Annotated in this window: 15 protein-coding genes; 4 read left to right on the forward strand and 11 right to left on the reverse strand. The window is 71.9% G+C overall.

Annotated features, from left to right (window positions below; genetic code table 11):
• Nucleotides 1–139: 139 nt before the first annotated feature.
• The 6 genes from AOK16_RS00420 to AOK16_RS00445 form a co-directional block, all read right to left on the reverse strand.
• Nucleotides 140–1,147 carry an ABC transporter substrate-binding protein gene (locus AOK16_RS00420; RefSeq protein ID WP_055470177.1) on the reverse strand — a complete coding sequence of 336 codons (1,008 nt, stop codon included), beginning with the start codon at nt 1,145–1,147 and terminating at the stop codon, nt 140–142.
• Between the two features lie 16 nt (nt 1,148–1,163).
• A complete protein-coding gene (locus AOK16_RS00425) occupies nt 1,164–1,937 on the reverse strand; it encodes an ABC transporter ATP-binding protein (RefSeq protein ID WP_055470178.1) in 774 nt (257 codons plus the stop codon).
• Between the two features lies 1 nt (nt 1,938).
• Complete coding sequence (locus AOK16_RS00430; RefSeq protein WP_240483303.1) at nt 1,939–2,994, reverse strand: FecCD family ABC transporter permease; 1,056 nt, start codon at nt 2,992–2,994, stop codon at nt 1,939–1,941.
• A 53-nt stretch (nt 2,995–3,047) separates the two neighbouring features.
• The gene (locus AOK16_RS00435; protein WP_055470179.1) at nt 3,048–4,304 is read right to left on the reverse strand and encodes an MFS transporter; all 1,257 of its coding nucleotides are present in this window, start codon (nt 4,302–4,304) and stop codon (nt 3,048–3,050) included.
• On the reverse strand, nt 4,301–5,146 hold the full coding sequence (locus AOK16_RS00440; protein WP_055470180.1) for a Rossmann-like domain-containing protein: 846 nt from the start codon (nt 5,144–5,146) through the stop codon (nt 4,301–4,303). The genes AOK16_RS00435 and AOK16_RS00440 overlap by 4 nt, the downstream gene beginning before the upstream one ends.
• Nucleotides 5,147–5,310: 164 nt before the next feature.
• Nucleotides 5,311–6,315, reverse strand: a complete 1,005-nt coding sequence (locus AOK16_RS00445; RefSeq protein WP_055470181.1) for a pyridoxal-phosphate dependent enzyme — start codon at nt 6,313–6,315, stop codon at nt 5,311–5,313.
• A 182-nt stretch (nt 6,316–6,497) separates the two neighbouring features.
• Here AOK16_RS00445 and AOK16_RS00450 point away from each other — a divergent pair, with 182 nt between their 5' ends.
• On the forward strand, nt 6,498–7,532 hold the full coding sequence (locus AOK16_RS00450) for a GHMP family kinase ATP-binding protein (protein WP_079100901.1): 1,035 nt from the start codon (nt 6,498–6,500) through the stop codon (nt 7,530–7,532).
• A gap of 230 nt (nt 7,533–7,762) precedes the next feature.
• Here AOK16_RS00450 and AOK16_RS00455 read toward each other — a convergent pair whose 3' ends face one another.
• The 4 genes from AOK16_RS00455 to AOK16_RS00470 all read right to left on the reverse strand — a co-directional run bounded on the left by AOK16_RS00455 (nt 7,763) and on the right by AOK16_RS00470 (nt 12,459).
• Nucleotides 7,763–8,638 carry a glycoside hydrolase family 16 protein gene (locus AOK16_RS00455; RefSeq protein ID WP_055470182.1) on the reverse strand — a complete coding sequence of 292 codons (876 nt, stop codon included), beginning with the start codon at nt 8,636–8,638 and terminating at the stop codon, nt 7,763–7,765.
• A gap of 171 nt (nt 8,639–8,809) precedes the next feature.
• A complete protein-coding gene (locus tag AOK16_RS00460) occupies nt 8,810–10,483 on the reverse strand; it encodes an extracellular solute-binding protein (protein WP_055470183.1) in 1,674 nt (557 codons plus the stop codon).
• An 81-nt stretch (nt 10,484–10,564) separates the two neighbouring features.
• The gene (locus tag AOK16_RS00465; RefSeq protein ID WP_055470184.1) at nt 10,565–11,431 is read right to left on the reverse strand and encodes a carbohydrate ABC transporter permease; all 867 of its coding nucleotides are present in this window, start codon (nt 11,429–11,431) and stop codon (nt 10,565–10,567) included.
• Between the two features lie 125 nt (nt 11,432–11,556).
• On the reverse strand, nt 11,557–12,459 hold the full coding sequence (locus tag AOK16_RS00470) for an ABC transporter permease (RefSeq protein ID WP_240483304.1): 903 nt from the start codon (nt 12,457–12,459) through the stop codon (nt 11,557–11,559).
• Between the two features lie 195 nt (nt 12,460–12,654).
• On the opposite strand from AOK16_RS00470, the gene AOK16_RS00475 reads away from it, so the two are divergent.
• From AOK16_RS00475 to AOK16_RS00485, 3 genes are all read left to right on the forward strand, one after another.
• Nucleotides 12,655–13,722, forward strand: coding sequence for a LacI family DNA-binding transcriptional regulator (locus AOK16_RS00475; protein ID WP_055470185.1), 1,068 nt, complete (start codon nt 12,655–12,657; stop codon nt 13,720–13,722).
• A gap of 191 nt (nt 13,723–13,913) precedes the next feature.
• Entirely contained in the window at nt 13,914–17,516 is a 3,603-nt protein-coding gene (locus AOK16_RS00480; RefSeq protein WP_157859038.1) for a galactose-binding domain-containing protein, read from the forward strand.
• A 111-nt stretch (nt 17,517–17,627) separates the two neighbouring features.
• On the forward strand, nt 17,628–18,674 hold the full coding sequence (locus AOK16_RS00485) for a LacI family DNA-binding transcriptional regulator (RefSeq protein WP_055470187.1): 1,047 nt from the start codon (nt 17,628–17,630) through the stop codon (nt 18,672–18,674).
• A 78-nt stretch (nt 18,675–18,752) separates the two neighbouring features.
• Here AOK16_RS00485 and dnaK read toward each other — a convergent pair.
• A partial coding sequence (gene dnaK, locus AOK16_RS00490; RefSeq protein WP_055470188.1) for a molecular chaperone DnaK occupies nt 18,753–20,555 on the reverse strand: 1,803 nt, incomplete at its 5' end.

Genomic DNA, 20,555 nt, shown 5'->3' on the forward strand with positions numbered 1-20,555 from the left:
GTCCGGGCCGGGTCCGGGGCCGGGTCCGGGCCGGGTCCGAGGCCGGTCCGGGCCGAGTCCGAGGCCGGTCCGGGCCGGGTCCGGGGCTGCCGGCTCGGACTCGGCCCATCGGCGGCCCGATCGGCGGCCGGATCGACGGTCAGTTCCCGAGGTCGCGGAGGTATCGCGCGAACTTCTCCAGGCCGTCGATGTTGCGCGGGCCGCTGATGCCCTCGTTGTAGTCGAGGACAAAGAAGTTGTTCTTCCGCACGGCGGGCAGCTCCTTGGTGTGGGGGGACTTCCTCAGGAAGTCGATCTTCTTCTGGGCGGGTTGGTCGCCGTAGTCGAGAACGATGACGACCTCGGGTTCGGCCTCGGCGACCGCCTCCCAGTTGACCTGGGTCCACCGCTGGTCGAGGCCGTCAAAGACGTTCCGGCCGCCGGCGGACTTGATGATGTCGTTCGGCGGGACCTGGTTGCCCGCGGTGAACGGCCGGTCGGTGCCCGAGTCGTAGAGGAAGACGGGCGGCGGGTCGCCCTTGGGGGCCTTCTCCTCGACGGCCGCCACGCGCTTCTTCAGCGCGCCGACGACCTCGTCCGCCCGGTCCTCGACCTTGAAGATCTTCCCGAGCCGTTCGAGGTCGGTGTAGAGGGCCTCGAACGGGGTGACCTTCTCCGGGTACTTGGGGTAGTTGAAGCAGCTCTCGGTGTGCATGAAGCTCTGGATCCCGAGCCTGTCCAGGATCTCGGGGGTGATCCCCCGCTCGTCCTTGAAGCCGGAGTTCCAGCCGGCCACCACGAAGTCGGATTTGGCCGCCACGACGAGCTCCTTGTTGAGGAGGTCGTCACTCAACATCTTGACCTTGGCGTACTCCGACGCCCACGGGGACTCCTCCACGGGCGGGTTCGCGGGCGGCATCACATAGCCGTGCACGCGGTCGGTCAGGCCCAGGCTGAACAGCTTGTCGGCGCTCCCGCCCTCGTAGGCGACGGCCCGCTCGGGGGTCGTGTACTGGACCGGCTCACCGCACCGGTCGACGGTGACCTTGCCGGCCTCGGCGTCCGGCTCGGCCTCGGCGCCGCAGCCGCCGAGCAGCAGGGCGGCGGCGAGCGCCGACCCGAGGGCGGTGCTCCGGCGGGCGGAGCGGGGGAATCCGGTGATGGGCATGGTGCGATACGGCCTTTCACAGAGGGGAGTTGAGCGAGTAGAGCAGTTGGGGGTGCCCCGTCAGCGGGTGGGCGACGACGCTGGCCTTGACGCCGAAGACCTCGTCCACCAGCTCCGTGGTGAGCACCTCCCCGGTCGTCCCGGAGGCCACCAGGCGGCCTCGGGAGAGCACCCCGAGGCGGTCGCAGGCCGCCGCGGCGAGGTTGAGGTCGTGCAGGACGACCAGGACGGTGAGCCCCGAGTCCCGTAGCAGCGAGAGCAGTTCGACCTGGTGGCGTACGTCCAGGTGGTTGGTCGGCTCGTCGAGGACCAGGATCCTCGGTTCCTGTACGAGCGCCCTGGCCAGCAGGACGCGCCGGCGCTCCCCGCCCGACAGGGTGAGGACCCCGCGCCGGGCGAGGTGGCGGATGTCGAGCCGGTCCATCGCCCGCTCGCACAGCTCCTGTTCCCGGCCGCTGAGGGCGTGGTTGCCCCGCAGGTGGGGGGTGCGGCCGAGCGCGACGACCTCCTCGACCGTGAAGTCGAGGTCGACGGCGCCGTCCTGGGTCATGGCGGCGACCAGTTGGGCGCTGCGCCGCATCGTCAGCCGGTCGAGGTCCTCCTCCCCCACCCGGACGGTGCCGGAGCTGGGCCGGAGCGCGCGGTACACGCACCGCAGCGCCGTCGACTTGCCGCTGCCGTTGGGGCCGATCAGGCCCACGACCTGTCCGCTCGGCACCGTCAGGGACAGTTCGCGTACGAGGCTCCTGCCGTCGGTGACCACCGAGAGCCCGTCGAGGGTCAGTTCCATCTCAACGGCCTCCGAACAGGTAGCCCTTGCGCCGCATGAGGGCGATGAACACCGGTACGCCGACGAGCGCGGTGATGGCGCCGAGCGGCAGTTCGCGCGGGGCCACCAGGGTCCGGGACGCCAGGTCGACCCAGACCATGAAGACCGCCCCGGTGAGCGGGGCGACGGCCAGCACGCGCGCGTGGGTGGCGCCGGCCACCATGCGGACGAGATGGGGCATCACCAGGCCGACGAAGGCGATGGCGCCGCTGACGGCGACCATGACGCCGGTGACGAGCGAGACGAGGACGAGCAGCCCCTTGCGGTGCCGGTCGGGGCTGACGCCCAGGCTCGCGGCGGTCTCGTCGCCGAGTGCCAGGACGTCGAGGGCCCGGCTGTACCGGTGGAGCACGGCGAGTCCCAGCAGGACGGCGGCGGCCACGGCGGGCAGCGCGCCCCAGGTGGCGGCGCCGAAGCTGCCCATCGTCCAGTACAGGACCATGCTGGTCGCCTCGCTGTCCGGGGCGAGGTAGATGATCACGCTCATCAGGGCCTGGAACCCCAACGACATGGCCACGCCGGTCAGCACGAGGCGCAGCGGGGAGAGCGCCCCGCGGCCGGCGGAGGCGGCGTAGACGAGGAGCGAGGCGGCCAGGGCGCCGAGGAAGGCCCCGGCGGACACCGCGTGGATCCCCAGCGCCGCCAGCCCGCCCGTGACCGTGACGCCGACCGCGCCGACGGAGGCGCCCGAGGAGACACCGAGGACGAAGGGGTCGGCAAGGGCGTTGCGGACCATGGCCTGGATGGCGACGCCGATGGCGCTCAGCCCGGCCCCGACGAGCGCCGCCAGCAGCACGCGCGGGGTGCGGATCTGCCAGACGATCTGATATGCCGTCACTTCGTCGGCCGCGATGCGCCCGCCGCTCAGGGCCGCCCACAGGTAGCGGGCGGTCTCCCCCGGCGTGACCACGGCGGACCCGAGTCCGATGGCCACGACGGCGGAGACGAGGAGAGCCGCGAGCAGCGCGGCACAGGTGACCGCCAGGCCCGTACGGGAGGTGAGCCGGTCCTTTTGCACGCGCCCGGCGGGTTCTCGGTTCGCGCCGCTCAGGGCGGATTGCACGGTGGTGGTCACGTCGACCGGCCCCGATCCCGCTCCGTGCCCGTGCGGGAGACCAGGAGGGCGGCGCCCAGCGCCACGGCGACCAGGGCGCCGAACGCGGCGGCGGCGCCCGGGTATCCGGCGAGGCCGAGGCCCGCGCCGCCCAGCGCAGCACCGGCGAAGACGCCGAGGCTCTGGCCCGCCGAGTTGAGGCTCAGCGCGGCGCCCCGCAGCGACCCGCAACGCCGTACGAGCAGGCTGACGGCGCAGGCCGCGACGACCGCGTGGGCGGCCGCGTGCAGCGAGGTCATCGCGAGGGCGAGCGGCAGCCAGTGCGTGAAGTAGAAGCCCACGACCGAGACCAGCGCCGCCAACAGGCCGATGCCCAGCAGGCGTTCGGTCCCGATCCGGGATCGGGCGGAGTTGGTGACCCGGCCGGTGAACAGGTTGCTGACGAAGAACGAGGCGCCGCTCAGCGTCCACACCAGCGAGAAGGGGCCGGGGCCGAGCTCGAAGCGGTCGTCGTAGTAGGCCGCCAGATAGGCGAGGTAGCCCATGAAGACCGCGGTGCGCAGGAAGGAGATCAGTAGCAGCGGCACCGCGCCGCGTACGGCGGCCAGGGCCTTGAACGAGGCGAGGTAGCCCGGGCGTTGGCCGTCCGCGGCCCCTCCCCCACCGCCCTTCCTGCCGCGCGCCAGGAAGACGGCGGCGAGCGGCAGCGCGAGGGCGGTGACGGCGAGCAGGTCGCCCTCCCAGCCCCACAGCAGCGCGGGCAGCGCGACGAGCGGGGCCGCGAGCATGGCCGTCATGGAGGTCGTCGCGGTGACGAGCGTGGCGGCGCGCCCCGCGGCCTTGCCGCTGCCGAAGCGGTCGGCGGCGGCCGCGGTGAGGGCCGGGTTGAGTACGGCCGTGCTCGCGCCGGCCAGCAGGCAGAAGGTGGCGAGCAGCAGGAGCTCCCCGCCGGCGCCCAGGGCGGCCGAGGCGCCGAGGGCGAGCAGGCCGCCCGCGGCCGCCCACTCCTTGCGCACCCGGTCGATGAGGGGGGCCAGCGCGGTGCCCACGGCCAGGGCGGCCAGGCCGCCGAGGCCGCGGAGTCCGCCCATCGCGGCGACGCTGCTGCCCGCCTCCTCGGCGATCGGCACCAGGTAGGTGCTGAAGACGGTGAACGGCAGCAGGCCGACCGCGGAGGCCAGCAGGACGGGCCACAGGGCACGGGCCATCCTCAGGTCGCCCGGCAGCTCCTCTATTTCGGGGGCCGCGGCGCTGTCCTTGGCGTCGATGCTCACTCCTCCTCCCCGGCCACCGGGCCCGGACGGCCGGTCCGGTAGCGGTACATGACGGTCTCGTCGGCGCTGAACTGCGAGAAGGGGAACGGTTCCGCGTTGAGGGCGGTGACCCCGGCGGGCAGGAACGCGCGGGCGACCGCGCTGCCCGACTGCGCGTACACGACCAGGGGTACGCCCTGCTCCCGGCAGTGTTCGAGGATGAGGTCGAAGGTGCCGTTGCTCAGGGTCATGCCGGTCGCCACGACGGCGTCGGCCTCCTTGAGGACCTCGGTCATGTCGTCGGTGACCGGTTCGCCCCACGCGGTGGTGCGCAGGTTCAGGTCGCAGGGCAGGCAGACACCGCCCCGGTCGTGGATGGCCGCGACCAGCGGGTTGACGACGCCGATGAGCGCCACCGCGGCGCCCGGTTCGATGTCGAGCAGCCCGGCGATGCTCGCGTCGCGGGCGGCGGCGCGGACCTCCGGCGTGCCGGCGGGCAGCGTGACCGGCTCGGCCTCGGTCGCTTCGCGGTGCGGCCGGACCTGGGAGAGGTACGCGTCGAGCGCGGCGACGCGGACCGGGGCCGACGCGTCGCGCAGCAGCGTGTCGAGGGAGTGGCCGGAGGCGTTCTCGCAGAAGTCGGGGGCGAGTTCACCGGCCTCGAAGGAGCAGGCGCCGAAGGAGTGGCCGGCACGGAGTACGAGGTAGTGGTTGTGGTAGGTGACCTGGGCCTCGGCCAGCCGGGTGGTGTGGTAGAGCCAGAACGCGCTGGTGACGGCCAGGTCCTTCGGATCGGGGCCGTAGGCGCCCGACAGCACGGCATCGGTCAGTTCGGCGACCGTCTGGGGCGTGGGGTGCGGCATGTGGGTGTCTCTCGTGGTTGTGGTGGGTGGTGCGGCAGTCATGGGGATCGGTCAACTCCTGCTTGTTGAGGAGCAGTTGACAAGATTCAGGCGGCGCGAGGTGGCGGGCGGTGGTGTTGGTGGAGCCGCCCCGGGGTGAAGTCGACCCGGGTGGCGGTCTCGGCTCAGGCCGCGCGTGAGGCGGCGAGCCCGGGCCAGGACGTGGCCGACCAGGGGTGCCTCAACTCGTCGAGCGAGGTGATGTCGTGCGGCTCCAGAGCGTCGAAGTCCTGCGCCCGCGCGTGCTCGGCGTAGGCGCTCTCGACGTAGCGGTGGCCCGTGTCGGCCGCGATGAAGACGTGGGTGCGGGAGTCGTCCCCGCGGCGCTCCCAGTGGGTGGCCAGGTAGGCCGCGCCGGTCGACAGGCCCGCGAAGATCCCGCTGTCCCGCAGGAGTCGGACGGCACCGGAGAGGGCGCAGTCGAAGTTGACCCAGTGGATCCGGTCGTAGAGCTCGTGGCGGACGTTCCCGAACGCGATGGCGCTGCCGATCCCGGCGATGATCATGTCCGGGTCCGAGACGTGCTCCGAGCCGAAGGTGACGCTGCCGAAGGGCTGTACACCGACGAGCGAGACGTCGCGGCCCGCCTCCCGCAGGTAGGTGGCGATGGCGCCGGTCGAGGCGCCGGAGCCCACTCCGCCCACCAACGCCAGCGGCCCGCCGGGGACTTCGCGGGCGATCTCCTCGGCGACATCGCGGTAGCCGAGGTAGTGGATGCCGTCGTGGTACTGGCGCATCCAGTGGTACGAGGGGTTCTCCGCCAGGATCTCGGCGATCCGCCGCACCCGCAGCTCCTGGTCCAGGCGCAGGTTCTTCGACGGCCGCACCTGTTCGAGCGTGACGCCGAGGATCTCCAGCTGGACCTTCAGGGTCCGGTCCACGGTCGTGGATCCCACGATGTGGCAGTTCAGCCCGTAGCGGTGGCAGGCGAGCGCCAGCGCCTGCGCGTAGATGCCGCTCGAACTGTCGATGAGGGTGTCGCCCCGCTCGACCGCCCCGGTCTCCAGCAGGTGCCGGACCGCGCCCAGCGCGGAGTAGACCTTCATGGTCTCGAACCGCAGGCAGGCCAGGCCCGGTTGGAGGGATATGAGATCGGGTCTCTTGATGGCCTCTGCTACGTGCGCGTGCATGCCGTCTCCTCGTTCCGGGGGTATGGGCGGCAACCCGAGGCCAGAGCATCACATTAAATGAAAATGATTGTCAACACCGATAGGCTGTGCTTCGATCGGCACGACGAGTTCGGCGATGACCGGACGACATGCCGTTGGCGGGATGCCATGGCCGATGGCCGGAAGACACGGAGAGGAGTGCCATGAAGCTGTCCCAGGAGGTTCTGCCGCGCACTCGCGCGCCCGGACGGGGACCAGTGGGCACCGGAATGGGCACCGCCTTCGGGACGTTCGGCGAGCTGCTCCAGGGCGTACTGCCCGAGGAGGACGGGGACTTCCTGGTGACGCTCCCCGTCGCCCGGTGGACGAGAGCCACGTTCCGGCCGGATCCGGACGCGGCCGACGTGGTGGTCCGGCCGGCCCGCAAGCGGAAGGCGCGGCGGCTCGCGCGCATGATCCTCGACGAGGCCCGGTGGCCGGCGGGAGGGCTGCTGACCGTCAACAGCCTGATTCCGGAAGGCAAGGGGCTGGCCAGCTCCTCCGCCGATCTGGTCGCCACCGCGCGGGCGGTGGGGCACGCCCTCGGCCTCAAGATGCCGGCCTCCCGGATCGAAGGGCTCCTGGCGCGCATCGAGCCCACCGACGGCGTCCTCTACCCGGGCATCGTCGCCTTCCACCACCGCACCGTCCGACTGCGGGCCGTCCTCGGCTCGCTCCCGGCGATGGCGGTGGTGGGAATCGACGAGGGCGGGGCCGTCGACACGATCGACTTCAACCGCGCCCCCAAGCCGTTCACGACCGCCGACCGCGCCGAATACGCCCGCCTGCTCGACCGGCTGGCGGGCGCCGTACGCCGCCGCGACCTCGCGGAGGTGGGCGGGATCGCGACCCGCAGCGCGCTGATGAACCAGCCCCTGCGGCACAAGCGGTCCCTGGAGCCGATGCGGGACATCTGCCGCGAGGTCGGCGGGTTGGGCATCGCGGTGGGCCACAGCGGTACGACCCTGGGCGTGCTGCTGGACACTGCGGACCCCGCGTACACCCACCGCGCCACCGCGGCGGCGCAGGCGTGCACGGAGCTGGCGGGCAGCGTGGCGGTCTACCGGACGCTCAGCTTCCCGGACTCCGCCCCGACCCGGACCACGCCGGGAACTCCCCGGCCGGAGAGGCTGCCGACGACGCGGTGGGAGAGTCCCCGAGTCCGGCCTCGGGGAACCACGGCCGCGTGGTCGTGGTGATGCGGAATCCTCGCGGCGCGCGGGAGTCCTCGCCGCGTGCGGTGTGCGCGGTGTGCGCGGTACGGGCGGTACGGGCGGTACGGGCGGTACGGGCGGTACGGGCTGGCCGCGGGGCTGCGTTCGCCGTGGGCGCAGTAGCCGCGCCGCCGCGACGGCGGCGGTGGCGAGGTCCGCACGTACCGCGGGGGCGGCGTCCGCCGTGGACGCCGCCCCCCGCGGGTTGCGCGCAGCTACTGCCAGACGCGGATGTAGTCCACGTAGACGGTGGAGTTGGCGTCCAGCGGCGCGTTCTGCACGTCGCCGTCGGCGAATGCCAGGATCTCGTGCGAAAGGATCGGGAACTCCTGGACCTGGCTGATGAGGTTGGGGTCGGTGATGGTGCGGACCTGGGTCCCGTCGTAGAAGAACTTCAGCGCGGTCGGGGTCCATTCGAGCTTGTACGTGTGGTACCAGGTGCTGTGCAGACCGGGGGCGCTGACGTTGGCGGTGTTGGACTGGTGGTCCGCGCCGTAGCCGTCGTAGTGGACGGTGACCGGGTAGTTGTCGGCCTGGTGGGCGCCCTCGAAGACGTCGATCTCGGCGCCGTCGCGGGCCGAGCCGTCCACGTGGCCCTGGTTGGCGGACTGGAGCCAGAACGCCGCCAGATGGCCGTTGGTCTGGTACGGGGTGTGGATGCGGGCCTCGAAGCTGCCGTGCGTGAACTCGTGCTTGCCCTGGCTGTCGATGCGGCCGCCCGAGTACTCGCTGGTGCTGTTCTTCCTGAGGTCGATGGCGAGGGCGCCGTTGCCGTCGGTCCGGACGTTCGCGGCCCGGTACCACCAGGTGATGCCGCTGTGCGAGCCGCGGTTCTGCTCGCGGATGGACCACTTCGAGGTGTCGATGGCGGTGCCGTCGAACTCGTCGCTCCACACCAGCGCCTTGGTGCCGTTCTCGCCGTAGGGCTGGACTCCGGCGGGCGTGGCAGGGTCGATCATCGACGAAGCGGCGGGCTCGGCGTGCGCGGGGCCCGTGGTGAGCAGTGCGGCGAGGGCCATGACCGCGGCGGTGGCGGCGAGTGGGCGGGTGCGGTGGGGGGAGGTCCGGGGTGCTCGTGCGGTCGGCTGCATGGGGATTCTCCTGACGGCGTTGTCCGGAGAGCCGCGACGTGCGGCTCCTTACATGCCCATGACACGACCGCAAGTGCGGTCGCCCGTGGGGGATGTGCCCGGCCGGGCCCGCGGTTCGGGAGGGGCGGGCCCGGCCGGAGATCTCGGCCGGGTGTGACCTGGGCGGCCCGGTCACCCAGCGGCTTCGTACTCCTTGGCCAGTTCCTCGGCGGCCTTCGCGCCGCCCTTGCTCCGCCACTCCTTGACGACACCGCCCCAGTCGGAGAGCGGGCGCTTGCCGGTGACGACGGCGTTGATGGCGTCGGCGCGCAGCTTGTCGAGGGTGGTGGCCTTGGTGGACCAGGTCGCCGAGCGCAACCCGAGGGCGGGGTTGGCGATGCCGGTGGGCACGATGTCCTGCTGCCAGGCATGGTGCCGCTTGATGACCTCGGTGTCGCCGTCGAAGCCGTAGGGGTAGATGACCTGCGGTGCGGCGCCGATCGTCTTGACCGCGAGGGTGTTGGTGTTCTCCCCCGCGAGGCTGAGTTCGGTCGGCTCGGGGGCGCCTCCGGGGCCGCGCTCGAAGTGGGTGCCCTCGACGCCGAAGTTGATCAGCTCCCACTCCTTGGAGCCGAACGGCGCCGACATGAAGTCCACGACGCGCAGCAGCAGTTCGACGCGCGCCTTGGGGGCCTTCTTCAGGGCGGTGTAGCTGAAGTAGCCGTTGCCGAACCAGTGGTGGTACTCGGCGCCGTTGGCCGGGGCGTAGGGCCGGGCCACGTCCGCCGTGAACTTGTCCTTCGTCCTGCGGGCGAGGTCCTGCAACCAGACGGAGTCGGTCTTGATGGCGATCTTGCCGTTCTCCATGTCGGTGGCGGAGGTGGCGCCGTCGATGGAGAGCGCGTCGGCGCGGTAGAGCCCGTCCTTGTGCCAGGCCGCCATCTGCTCCAGCGCCGCCCGGAGTTCCTCGCTCTCCAGGGTGTGGCTGAACGCGCCGTCCTTGACCGCCCACATGTTGGACGCGCCGTGGTTGGCCGCGTGCGCGAGCCAGCCGAACTCGCCGGTGTTGGCCGCGCCGAAGGCCCACTTGCCCTTGCCGGTCAGCTGCTTGGCGCCCTTGGTGAGGTCGGCCGCCTTCAGGCCCCCGACCTCCGGCACCCAGATGCCGGCGCTCTCCAGCTGATCGCGGTTGCAGACCATCCCGATCCAGGGCAGCGGGCGCTCGATCGGGATGCCGTAGATCTTCCCCTGGATGCGGCCCATGCCCTCCCAGGAGTACGTGGGGATGTTGGCGATGTTCGGATACTTCCTGACCGCGTCGCCGGAGAGGTGCTCGGTGAGGTCGGCGCACTGGGAGAGGGCGAACCGGGCCTCGTTGGGCAGGAAGTAGCCGCCGGCGTTCATGCTGATGATGTCGGGCAGGTCGCCGCTGGCCATCATGGTGGACAGCTTGGCCACGTACTGGTCCGGCGGCACGATCGTCAGCTGGAGGTCGACGCCGAGCGCCTTGTTGAGCGCCTGGTGCAGCTTGTTCTTGGCCAGCGGCGTGGGCGGGGCGGCATAGGACATGACCACCGCGGTGACCTTCTTGCCGTCGCCCGGCCTCTCGGCCACGGCCCGCACGAGGTCCTGCGGATAGGTCAGGTAGGCGGCCTGGACGCCCGCCTTGGTGGGGGCGAGGTTCGGCTTCGGGCCGTTGAAGGGGAGGTGGGTCGGCCAAGGGGCCAGCTTCTTGCCCTTGTTGCCGATGTCCGCGCCGGTGCTCCCGCCGCCGGAGCAGCCGGTGAGGGCGGTACCCGTGGCGGTGAGGGCGGTGCCCGCTCCGATGGCCTGCAGGACGGATCTGCGCGAGATGCCTGACGTCATGGCGGTGTTCCTTGGGAGGTGAAGGCCCGGGAGAGGGCGGTGGTTCGAGGGAGAGCGGGTGCCGGCTCTTCGCAGCCGGGGTCAGCTCTTGACGGCGCCGGTGAGCACGCCCTTGGCGAAGTAGCGCTGGACGAACGGGTAGACGCACAGGATCGGGACCGTGCCGAGGACGACGACCGCCATCCGCATGGTCTGCGGGGCCTGCACCGCGAGCCCGGCCGCGGAGGCGTCGTCGGTGAGGTTCTGGCCCTGCGTCACGTACTGCCGCATGACGGTCTGCAGGGGCCACATCCCTGCGTCGTCGAGGTAGAGCACGGCGCGGAAGAAGTCGTTCCAGTAGCTGACCGCGTAGAACAGGCCGACCACGGCGATGACCGCCTTGGACAGCGGCAGCACGATGGTGAACAGCGTGCGCAGTTCGCCCGCCCCGTCCAGCCGCGCCGCCTCGTAGAGCTCCTCGGGGATGCCCTGGAAGAAGCCGCGGATCACCACCAGGTTGAAGGCGCTGATGAGTACGGGCAGTACGAGCGCCCAGTAGCTGTTGCGCAGCCCGAGGCCGTCCACGACGAGGAAGCTGGGGATCATGCCGGGCGGGAAGAGGAAGGTGAACAGGACCATCAGCATGACCGGTTTGCCGCCCACGACGCCCGGCCGGGCCAGGGCATAGGCGAGGAACACGGTGCAGACGAGGCTGGCGAGAGTGCCGAAGACGGTGACGCCCGCCGACACCAGCAGGGCGTGGGTGACCACTCCCCCGGAGAGGATCTTGTCGTAGGCCTTGAACGACCACTCCTGCGGCCAGAGCGCCCAACCGCCGTTGTCCACGACCTGCTGGTCGGGGGCGAAGCTGGTGGCGAGGACGACCCAGAAGGGGATCACGACCAGGGCGACGGTGAGGGCGAGGGCCACGGCCTTCCCGGCGCGCGTGAGGGGTTTCGGCTTCTCCATCCAGGCCGGACGCCCGGTCCGGCGCGGGGGTGGGGTCCTGCGGTCCGTACGACGCGGGGCCGGGGTCCGGCCCTCCGAACGGTCCGGGGCCGAGTCCGGCTTCCGGTCGAAGACTGCGAGGCTCATCAGCGGTACACCCCCTGCTCGCCCAGGCGGTGAGCGATCTTGTTGGCGGAGAAGACCAGGACGGCGCCCACCAGGCCCTTGAACAGCGCGGCCGCTGCGGCGAAGCCCCAGTTCCCCTGGACGATGCCCTGGTAGTACACGAAGGTGTCGATGACCTCGGCGGCGTCGGCGCCGAACGCGTCGCGCTGGAGCAGGATCTGCTCGAAGCCGACGGTCAGCACGTCCCCGAGGCGGAGGATCAGCAGCAGGACGAGCACGGCGCGGATGGACGGCAGGGTCACGTGCCAGAACCGGCGCCAGGGGCCCGCACCGTCGATTGCCGCGGCCTCGTACAGCCCGTCGTCCACGTTGTGGAGCGCGGCGAGGATGATGATGGTGCCCCAGCCGCAGTCCTTCCAGACCAGCTCGACCACCATCAGCGGCTTGAAGGCGTCCGGATTGCCGATCACATCGATCAGGTGCGCGTTGCCGTCCCCGAACAGGCCGTTCAACAGGCCCGCGCCGCCCAGCACTTGCTGGAAGAGGGCGACCACGATCACCCACGACACGAAGTGCGGCAGGTAGACGACGCTCTGCACGAACTTCCGTACGCTGCCCCGGGTGACGCTGTACAGCAGCATCGCGAGGGCCACCGGGAGCGGGAAGAAGAACACGATCTGGAGCAGGGACAGCAGCACGGTGTTGAGCGCCGCCGCCCAGAACCCGGCATCCCCCAGCAGCGCCTGGAAGTTGTCCAGACCGACCCAGGCGCTCCCGCCCACGCCGACGAACGGCACGTACTCCTTGAAGGCGATGACGTTGGCGAACATCGCCACGTAGTGGAAGACCAGGAAGTACGCGATGCCGGGTGCCATCAGGAGTACCAGGGCGCGGTCGCGGCGCAGCCGCGCGAGGTGGGTCATGCGGATTCCTCCACGTTCTTGCCGCGTGCGGGCGCTGCCCGGGGCGGAGGGAGAGTTCGGGTGAACGGAGTGTTCCGGCTCCGAGTCGGGATGCTCCTCAGGACTTCATGAGCGGTCAACCACTGGATCCCATCTCGCACAAAATCAAACATCAGCGGTAGGGTCCCGGACGCGCACACTGGAAGGGAGTTCGGAGTGCTCTTCGCACAGCGGCAGGAAGCGATCCTGCGCGCCGTACGGCTGCACGGCGCGGTCCGGGTGACCGAGATCGCCGAGCGGTTGGACGTGTCGCAGATGACGGTCCGACGGGATATCAACGTCCTGGCGGAAGGCGGTCTCGTCGCCCGCGTGCACGGCGGGGCGACGCTGCCGCGCGCCGCGCGGCAGGCGCCGGGACGGCAGCCGGTCGTGGCTCACGGCCACGGGGAGCGGTGGACCGTCGGCATGGTCGTGCCCGCCGCCTCGCACTACCACCGCGAGGTGATCCAGGGCGCCCGCTCGGCGGCGGAGTCGATGGGCGCGCGGTTGAGCCTGGGGGTCTCCTGCTACGACCTGGGCGAGGACCGGATCCAGGCGGAACGGCTGCTCGACAGCGGGGTGGACGGGCTGCTGCTCACCCCGAGCGCCCCGCTCGGTGAAGCCGGCTCGTCCTTGGAGTGGATCGCCGAACTCCCCGTCCCCGTCACGATCGTGGAGCGCCGCCGGGATCCCAGGGCCGGTCTCGACGCGCTCGACCACGTCACGTCCGACCACGAGCAGGGCGCACTGAGCGCGGCGCGCCACCTCGCGGGCCTCGGCCACCGGCGGATCGCCCTGCTCGCCACCGCGACCCCCACGACCGGCTGGCTCGCCCGCGGTCTCGACACGGCCACGGAGGTCTTCGGGCTGTCCCGCGAGGCGCCCCGGGTGCTTGACCACGTGCCCGGGGAAGCCCGCCTGCTCGGCTCCTTCCTGGACGAGGTGATCGCCTCGGAGGCCACCGCCGCGATCGTCCACACCGACGAACAGGCCGTCCTGCTGGCCGAGACGGCCCGTACCCGCGGGCTCAGGATCCCGGCGGACCTCGCCCTGGTCTCGTACGACGACGCGTTCGCCGCGCTGGCGAACGTGCCGCTGACCGCGGTGGCCCCGCCGCGACACGCGGTGGGCAGGACCGCGGCGGCGCTGCTGGTCCGGCGGTTGCGGGATGGCGCGGCCCACGTGCCGCCGCAGCAGACGCTGCTCGCCCCGCGCATCAACATCCGCGCCTCGACCACCTCCTGAGGCCCGGCGCACGGTCTCTGGACGCCGCGCGCGGGCGTCCGCTACTGTGCCGCGACGGTCGGCCGCCGCCGCATGGCGCGGCTTCTCGGCCCTCACGAAGCGTTCCGGCTTCCTCCACGGCATCGGTTCCCGGTGTCGCGCGCACGCGCGACCGGCCGTTGCCTCCACCCCTGCACCACGGAGGACCGGACATGCCTATCAGGGCACTTCACCCGCAGGACAGACGCCGCCCGGCAAGAAGGCTCGGCGGCGTGCTCGGCCGGCTCGCCGTCATAGCGGCCATGGCGCTCGGACTCACCCCCGCCACCGCGGCAACCGCGGACACCCCCACCGTGACGGTGACCGCCAAGCCGACCCCCGAGGGGACCGTCGAACTCGGCTGGACGGCCACCTCGCCCTCTTCGATCACCGGTTACGAGGTCCACCGCAGCACGGCGGGCCAGGACTTCGACCCCACGACCGCCACCCGCCTCTACCGGCTGCCGGACGTCACCGCGTACCTCGACAACACCGCCGAGGCGGGCAGCGAGCCGTGGTACCGGGTCTCGGCGATCAGCGGCGACGGCACCACCCTGGCCACCTCGGCCGGTGTCCGGGCGCAGGTCGCCGCCGCGCCCGTGGACAAGCAGCGCACGAGCGTGCTGACCGCCCTCCCCCTCGACGGCGGCATCCGGCTGTCCTGGCGGGCCGAGGCGGGCGCGGCCACTCCGCTCACGGTGTACGCGGGCTCCGCGCAGGTCGCCGAGGGCCGGCTCAACGGCACCCGGAAGGCGGGCGCTTCGGACGGCACCGAGGGCGCCGTCACGTATCGGCCGCACGGCGGCAACGCCAAGGGCTTCGCGCTCGTCGACGCCGAGGGCGAGGTGCTGGCCACCGCCACCCCGGCCCGCACCGCGCACCCGCGGCTGGTCACCCCGGACCAACTGGCCAAGGTCCGGCGGATCATCAAGGAGCCCGGGACACCGCGGAAGACCTGGGAGGCTGTCCTCGGCAGTCTCGAGGGCGGCGGCGGATCGGCGCGCGACGCCGCCTTCGCGTACGCGGTGACGGGCGACCAGGCGTACGCGGACCAGGCGTTCGCCCTGTTCCAGCAGGCCGCCAAGGTGCTGCGCACCCAGCAGACGCTGGAGGTCGGCAACACCATGACCGCGCTCGCCCCCGCCTACGACCTCGCCTACGACGGCTGGACCCCGGCCCAGCGGGCCGAGGCGCGCGAGTCGCTCAAGCGGGCCATCGCGTACCTCGGCACCGTCCACCACGGCAACATCGACTCCGACGCGGACAAGAGCAGCAACTGGGTCGTCATCCACCGCGGCGCCGAGCTCCTCACCGTCCTGGTGGCGCGCGGCGAAGGCGACATGGGGCTCCAGGAGCGCCGCCTGCCCGTCCTTGTGGACGAGGTCCGCCGCTACCTCGACGAGTCCTACGGGGACTCGGGCTGGAGCCAGGAGGGCTGGGACTACACCAACTACTCGATGGGCACCGCCGGCCCGGCCGTGCGCGCCCTCCAGAGCTCGGGCGTCAGGGCGGTCGACGCGGCCTGGCAGCGGCCCGCGATCGCCGAACTCGCCCTGCGCACCCACTCGTTGCGCCCCACCGGCGACCGTGCGCAGTTCGGCGTGGGCGAGCGCTACGGCACCCCGAGCCCGCAGCTGCTCGGCACCGGCTCGCCGCAGACGCAGTCCGCGTACCGCTGGCTGTACGAGCACACCGCGGGCCACGCCTCGACCCGCATCGGCGGCTCCGTGCCCGGCGACATCTCGGCCCTGGTCGCCTGGCCGGAAAAGGTCCCGGCCAAGGACCCCGACTCCTTCCCCGCGCTGCGCACCGCGCTCCTGGACGACACCGAGGGCGGCTACTACTTCCGCAACCGCACCCAGGGCGACGACGACGTCCTGGTCGGGGCCACCAACCGCAACCGCGGCCACATGGGGTGGAGCCAGCCCGAGGCGTTCGGCCTGTCCCTGATCGGCCAGGGCACGACCTGGGCGCGGATGCCGGCCAAGGAGAACACGACGCTCAGCCTCTTCTCCAAGCCGCTGATCGACGACCGGGCCGTGCCCCAGGGCGTCACCCCCGGCCGCGGCACGACCCGGGACGCCCGCGCGTACGAGGGGCAGGGCGGCGGATTCCTCTCCCTGGACGCCCACCAGGACTACGGCATCGACACGGCCACCCGCGAGCAGGTGACCGACCTGCGGCCCGTCGCGGGCGCGGACGCCGTCATCGCCCTGCACGACCGCTTCGCCGACGGCACCGCCCACCGCGTCGACTGGCAGCTCTCCCCCGAACCAGGCGTGGACATCACGTACGGCCAGGAGGAGAACGGGGCGCGGACCTTCCTCTTCCGGCGCGACGACGCCTGGCTCAAGGGCTGGCTCCTCGCCCCGTCCGGAGCCGCCATGTCCACCTCCAACGGCGCCTTCCGGATCACCCGCACCGGTACCGAGGCCGACTTCCGGATCGTGCTGGCCACCGGCCGGGGCACCGTCCCGGCCGCGCGCGTCCACGGCTCGGCCCTCACCCTGGGCCAGGTCTCCTACGACACCTCCGACCTGGCGTCCTTCCGGCCCCGCTCCGCCGCTCCCCGCGGCGGCAGCGAGCTGCCCACACTCCATCTCACCCCGCCCCGGGGGCCGTTCATGCCCGGCAGCAGCCAGGAAGTGACTGCGGCCTTCACCTGGTGGGCCGACCGGCCCGCCGAGGGGCTGCGCCTCGCGCTCGACACCCCCGACGGCTGGCAGGCGGAACTCCTCTCCCCACCGGCCGCCGAGCGGCTGCGAGCCGGCCAACGCGCCCTCACCACCTGGAAGGTGACGGCTCCGGAGAAGGCACCCGCGGGTGACGTGCGGCTCGCCGCCACCGCGACCACCGACGGCGGTTTCCAGCCGTCCGAGGTCACCGACACCGCGTCCGCCTCGCTGATCCGCACCAACCTCGCGCTCGGCAGGCCCGCCGAGCAGTCCAGCACCCAGGGCGCCGCCTCGCGCGCCACCGACGGCAACACCGACGGCGTCTGGGGCCACGGCTCGGTCGCGCACACCCTCCAGGAGCGGCAGCCGTGGTGGCAGACCGACCTCGGCGCCTCCGCCGACATCGGCCACGTGGTGCTGTGGAACCGCGTCGACTGCTGCCCCCAGCGGCTGCACGACTTCTCCGTCCTCGTCTCCGACCGGCCCTTCGGCAGCGCGGGTCTGGACGAGCTGCTGAGCCGCGGCGATGTGTGGTCGCACCGGTACGAAGGCGTGGCGGGCCGTACCACCACCGTCCCGGTGGGCGCCGCCGGGCGCTACGTACGCATCCAGCTGGGCGATCCCGAGGAGGCGGGCTATCTGGCCATGGCCGAGGTGCAGGTCCTGCCGCCCGCCCAGGGGCACTTGGCCGAGGGCCAGCCCGCCGAGCAGTCCAGCACCGCCGGTGGCGGAACCGCCGAGAGGGCCGTCGACGGGAACCCCGACGGCGCCGCGAGCTCGACCGAGAAGGAGGTCGGGCCGTGGTGGCAGACCGACCTCGGGGAGGGCGTCGCCCTCGGCTCCGTCGAGGTGTGGGGCACCGCGGACGAGGGAGCGGAGGCGTTGACGGACTACCACGTCCTGGTCTCCGACAACCCCTTCGCCTCGGGGAAGTTGGCCGACGTCCTGGCCCAGCCCGGTGTCACCGCGTACCGGCAGACCGGGACGGCGGGCAGGCCCACGGTCGTGAAGGTCGGCAAGGGCGGGCGGTACGTCCGCGTCCAACGGGCCGGATCCGAGCCCGCCGTGCTGAGTCTGGCAGAGGTGCGGGTCCTCCGGTGACGGGACCGGCCGCGGGGCGGTCCGCGGCCACTCGTCGCCGTACGGGCACGCGTAAGGTACGGGCAGCCGGCTCGCGGAGGGCCGGCCTGAGGATCGGCCAGGGGGCATGACGTGCGGCTTCAGCCCAATCAGCGACGGGAACGCGTCCTTGAGCAGGTGCGCGAACTGGGGCGGGCGACCGTAGTTGACCTGGCCGCCGCCTTCGGCGTCTCCGCCGTCACCATGCGCCAGGACGTCGAGGAGCTGGAGTCCCGGGGCGAGCTGCGGCGAACCCCCGAGACCGTACTGCCGGTGAACGCGGCCGCCCTCCGCTCCGAGGAGCTGACGCTCGGCATGGTCCTGCCCAACACCGAGTACTACTTCAGCGACATCATCGACAGCGCGCGCCGGACCGCCGCGGCGCACGGCGCACGCCTGGTCGTCTCCACCACCCGCTACGCCCCCGAACAGGACGCCGTCCAGGCCGACAAGCTGCTGGCCGACGGCGCCGACGGCCTCATCCTCATCCCGAGCTGGCCCACCGGGGAGGCCGGTCCCGGGGACGGCTGGATCCTCGACAAGGACGTGCCCACCGTGCTGGCCGAACGGTGGGTCCCGCCCCTGCACCCGCTCGCCCGTCTCGACCGGGTCAGCACGGACCACGGCCACGGCATCGGCCTGGCCGTCCAGCGCCTCGCGGACCAGGGCCACCGGCGGATCCTGCTGACCGTGGTCAACAATCTCTACGCGCGCCGCCTCGGCACCGCCTACAGGGCCGCCCTCGAAGCCCTCGACCTCGCCGGCTCCGCCCTTCCGCCCCTCGTCACGGTCAGCGAACTGCCCGAGCGGGAGCGCCGCGACCAGCTCCTGGAGAGCCTGTGCTCGGCGATCGCCGAGCACGAGGTCACCGCCGTAGTCATGCACACCGGACTGGACGCGGTCGTGACCGTGCCCCGCCTGCTCTCCCGCGGTATCCGCATCCCCGAGGACCTGGCCGTCATCGCGTACGACGACGAGGTCGCGGAACTCGCCGACGTACCGCTGACCTCGATCGCCACCCCGAAGCACGCCGTCGGCGCCACGGCCGCCGAACTCCTCCTGCGCCGGATCGCCGACCCCGCGGCCTCCCCCCACCATGCGGAACTCATGCCGGAACTGCGGGTCAGGGACTCGGGCTGAGCCCGGGGCGGGACCCAGGCCGAGCCGGCCGCCGTGCAGCCGGTAGCCGCCGTCCGGCCGGATCGTCGCCCGGCCGGTTCAGCTGCGGCCGCCCTTCGGCTCCTCCTCGTCGACGATCTCGGCGTCCACCACGTCCTGTTCGTCCGCCCCCTCGGCCGTGCCGCCCTCAGGCGCTCCGGCGGCGGCCGTGGCCTGCTGGGCCTGCGCGTACAGGGCGGTGCCGATCTTCTGGCTCGCCGCGGCGGCCTTCTCGGTGGCGGTGCGGATGGCCTGGGTGTCGTCGCCCTCCAGGGTCTCCTTCAGCTCCGAAACGGCCGCCTCCACCTCGGACCTGGCGTCCGCCGGGATCTTGTCGCCGCTCTCCCGCAGCAGGCTCTCGGTCTGGTGAACCAGTTGCTCGGCCTGGTTGCGGGTCTCGGCGGCCTCGCGCTTGCGGCGGTCGTCCTCGGCGTGCTGCTCGGCCTCGCGGACCATGCGGTCGATGTCGTCCTTCGGCAGCGCGGAGCCACCGGTGACGGTCATCCGCTGCTCCTTGCCGGTGCCCAGGTCCTTGGCACCGACGTGCATGATGCCGTTGGCGTCGATGTCGAAGGTGACCTCGATCTGCGGCACACCGCGCGGGGCCGGCGGAAGGCCGGTCAGCTCGAACATCCCGAGCCTCTTGTTGTACGCCGCGATCTCCCGCTCGCCCTGGAACACCTGGATGTTGACCGAGGGCTGGTTGTCCTCGGCGGTCGTGAAGATCTCGGCGCGCTTGGTGGGGATCGTGGTGTTGCGCTCGATCAGCCTGGTCATGATGCCGCCCTTGGTCTCGATACCGAGGGACAGCGGGGTGACGTCCAGCAGCAGGACGTCCTTGACCTCACCCTTCAGCACACCGGCCTGCAGCGCGGCACCGATCGCCACGACCTCGTCCGGATTCACGCCCTTGTTCGGCTCCTTGCCGCCGGTCAGGGACCGGACCAGGTCGGCCACGGCCGGCATGCGGGTCGAGCCGCCGACCAGGACCACGTGGTCGATCTCGGAGACCTCGATCCCGGCGTCCTTGACCGCCTGGTGGAAGGGGCCCTTGCAGCGCTCGAGCAGATCCTCGGTCAGCTGCTGGAACTGAGCCCGCGTCAACTTCTCGTCCAGATGCAGCGGCCCCTCCGAAGAGGCGCTGATGTAGGGCAGGTTGATGGAGGTCTCGGTCGCGGCCGAGAGCTCGACCTTCGCCTTCTCCGCCGCCTCCCGCAGCCGCTGCACGGCCATCTTGTCCTTGGACAGGTCCACGCCGTAGCCGTTCTTGAACTGCCGCACGAGATGGTCGACGATCCGCTGGTCCCAGTCGTCCCCGCCCAGGTGGGTGTCCCCGGAGGTGGACTTCACCTCCACGACCCCGTCGCCGATCTCCAGCAGCGACACGTCGAAGGTGCCGCCGCCCAGGTCGAAGACCAGCACGGTCTGGTCGTTCTCCTTGTCCAGGCCGTACGCGAGGGCGGCGGCGGTCGGCTCGTTGACGATCCGCAGCACGTTCAGGCCCGCGATCTCCCCGGCCTCCTTGGTGGCGGTGCGCTGGGAGTCGTTGAAGTACGCCGGCACGGTGATCACGGCCTCGCGCACGTCTTCCCCGAGGTAGGCCTCGGCGTCCCGCTTGAGCTTCTGCAGGACCCGGGCGGAGATCTCCTGGGCCGTGTACCGCTTGCCGTCGATGTCGCCGTGCTCGGGGAAGTGCCAATCGGCCTCGCCCATATGGCGTTTGACCGAGCGGGCCGTGCGGTCGACGTTGGTGACCGCCTGCCGTTTGGCGACCTCGCCCACCAGCACCTCGCCGCCCTTGGCGAAGGCCACGACGGACGGGGTGGTCCTGGTGCCCTCGGTGTTGGTGATGACGGTGGGCTC

Origin of the sequence: Streptomyces pathocidini (genome assembly GCF_001418495.1) — a bacterium.
Lineage (GTDB): Bacteria > Actinomycetota > Actinomycetes > Streptomycetales > Streptomycetaceae > Streptomyces > Streptomyces pathocidini.

Excerpts from the sequence above, each read along its gene's own strand:
- AOK16_RS00420 (WP_055470177.1), bottom strand. The coding sequence starts at position 1,147 with ATGCCCATCACCGGATTCCCCCGCTCCGCCCGCCGGAGCACCGCCCTC.
- AOK16_RS00425 (WP_055470178.1), bottom strand. The coding sequence starts at position 1,937 with ATGGAACTGACCCTCGACGGGCTCTCGGTGGTCACCGACGGCAGGAGC.
- AOK16_RS00440 (WP_055470180.1), bottom strand. The coding sequence starts at position 5,146 with ATGCCGCACCCCACGCCCCAGACGGTCGCCGAACTGACCGATGCCGTG.
- AOK16_RS00445 (WP_055470181.1), bottom strand. The coding sequence starts at position 6,315 with ATGCACGCGCACGTAGCAGAGGCCATCAAGAGACCCGATCTCATATCC.
- AOK16_RS00450 (WP_079100901.1), top strand. The coding sequence starts at position 6,498 with ATGAAGCTGTCCCAGGAGGTTCTGCCGCGCACTCGCGCGCCCGGACGG.
- AOK16_RS00455 (WP_055470182.1), bottom strand. The coding sequence starts at position 8,638 with ATGCAGCCGACCGCACGAGCACCCCGGACCTCCCCCCACCGCACCCGC.
- AOK16_RS00460 (WP_055470183.1), bottom strand. The coding sequence starts at position 10,483 with ATGACGTCAGGCATCTCGCGCAGATCCGTCCTGCAGGCCATCGGAGCG.
- AOK16_RS00465 (WP_055470184.1), bottom strand. The coding sequence starts at position 11,431 with ATGGAGAAGCCGAAACCCCTCACGCGCGCCGGGAAGGCCGTGGCCCTC.
- AOK16_RS00470 (WP_240483304.1), bottom strand. The coding sequence starts at position 12,459 with ATGACCCACCTCGCGCGGCTGCGCCGCGACCGCGCCCTGGTACTCCTG.
- AOK16_RS00480 (WP_157859038.1), top strand. The coding sequence starts at position 13,914 with ATGCCTATCAGGGCACTTCACCCGCAGGACAGACGCCGCCCGGCAAGA.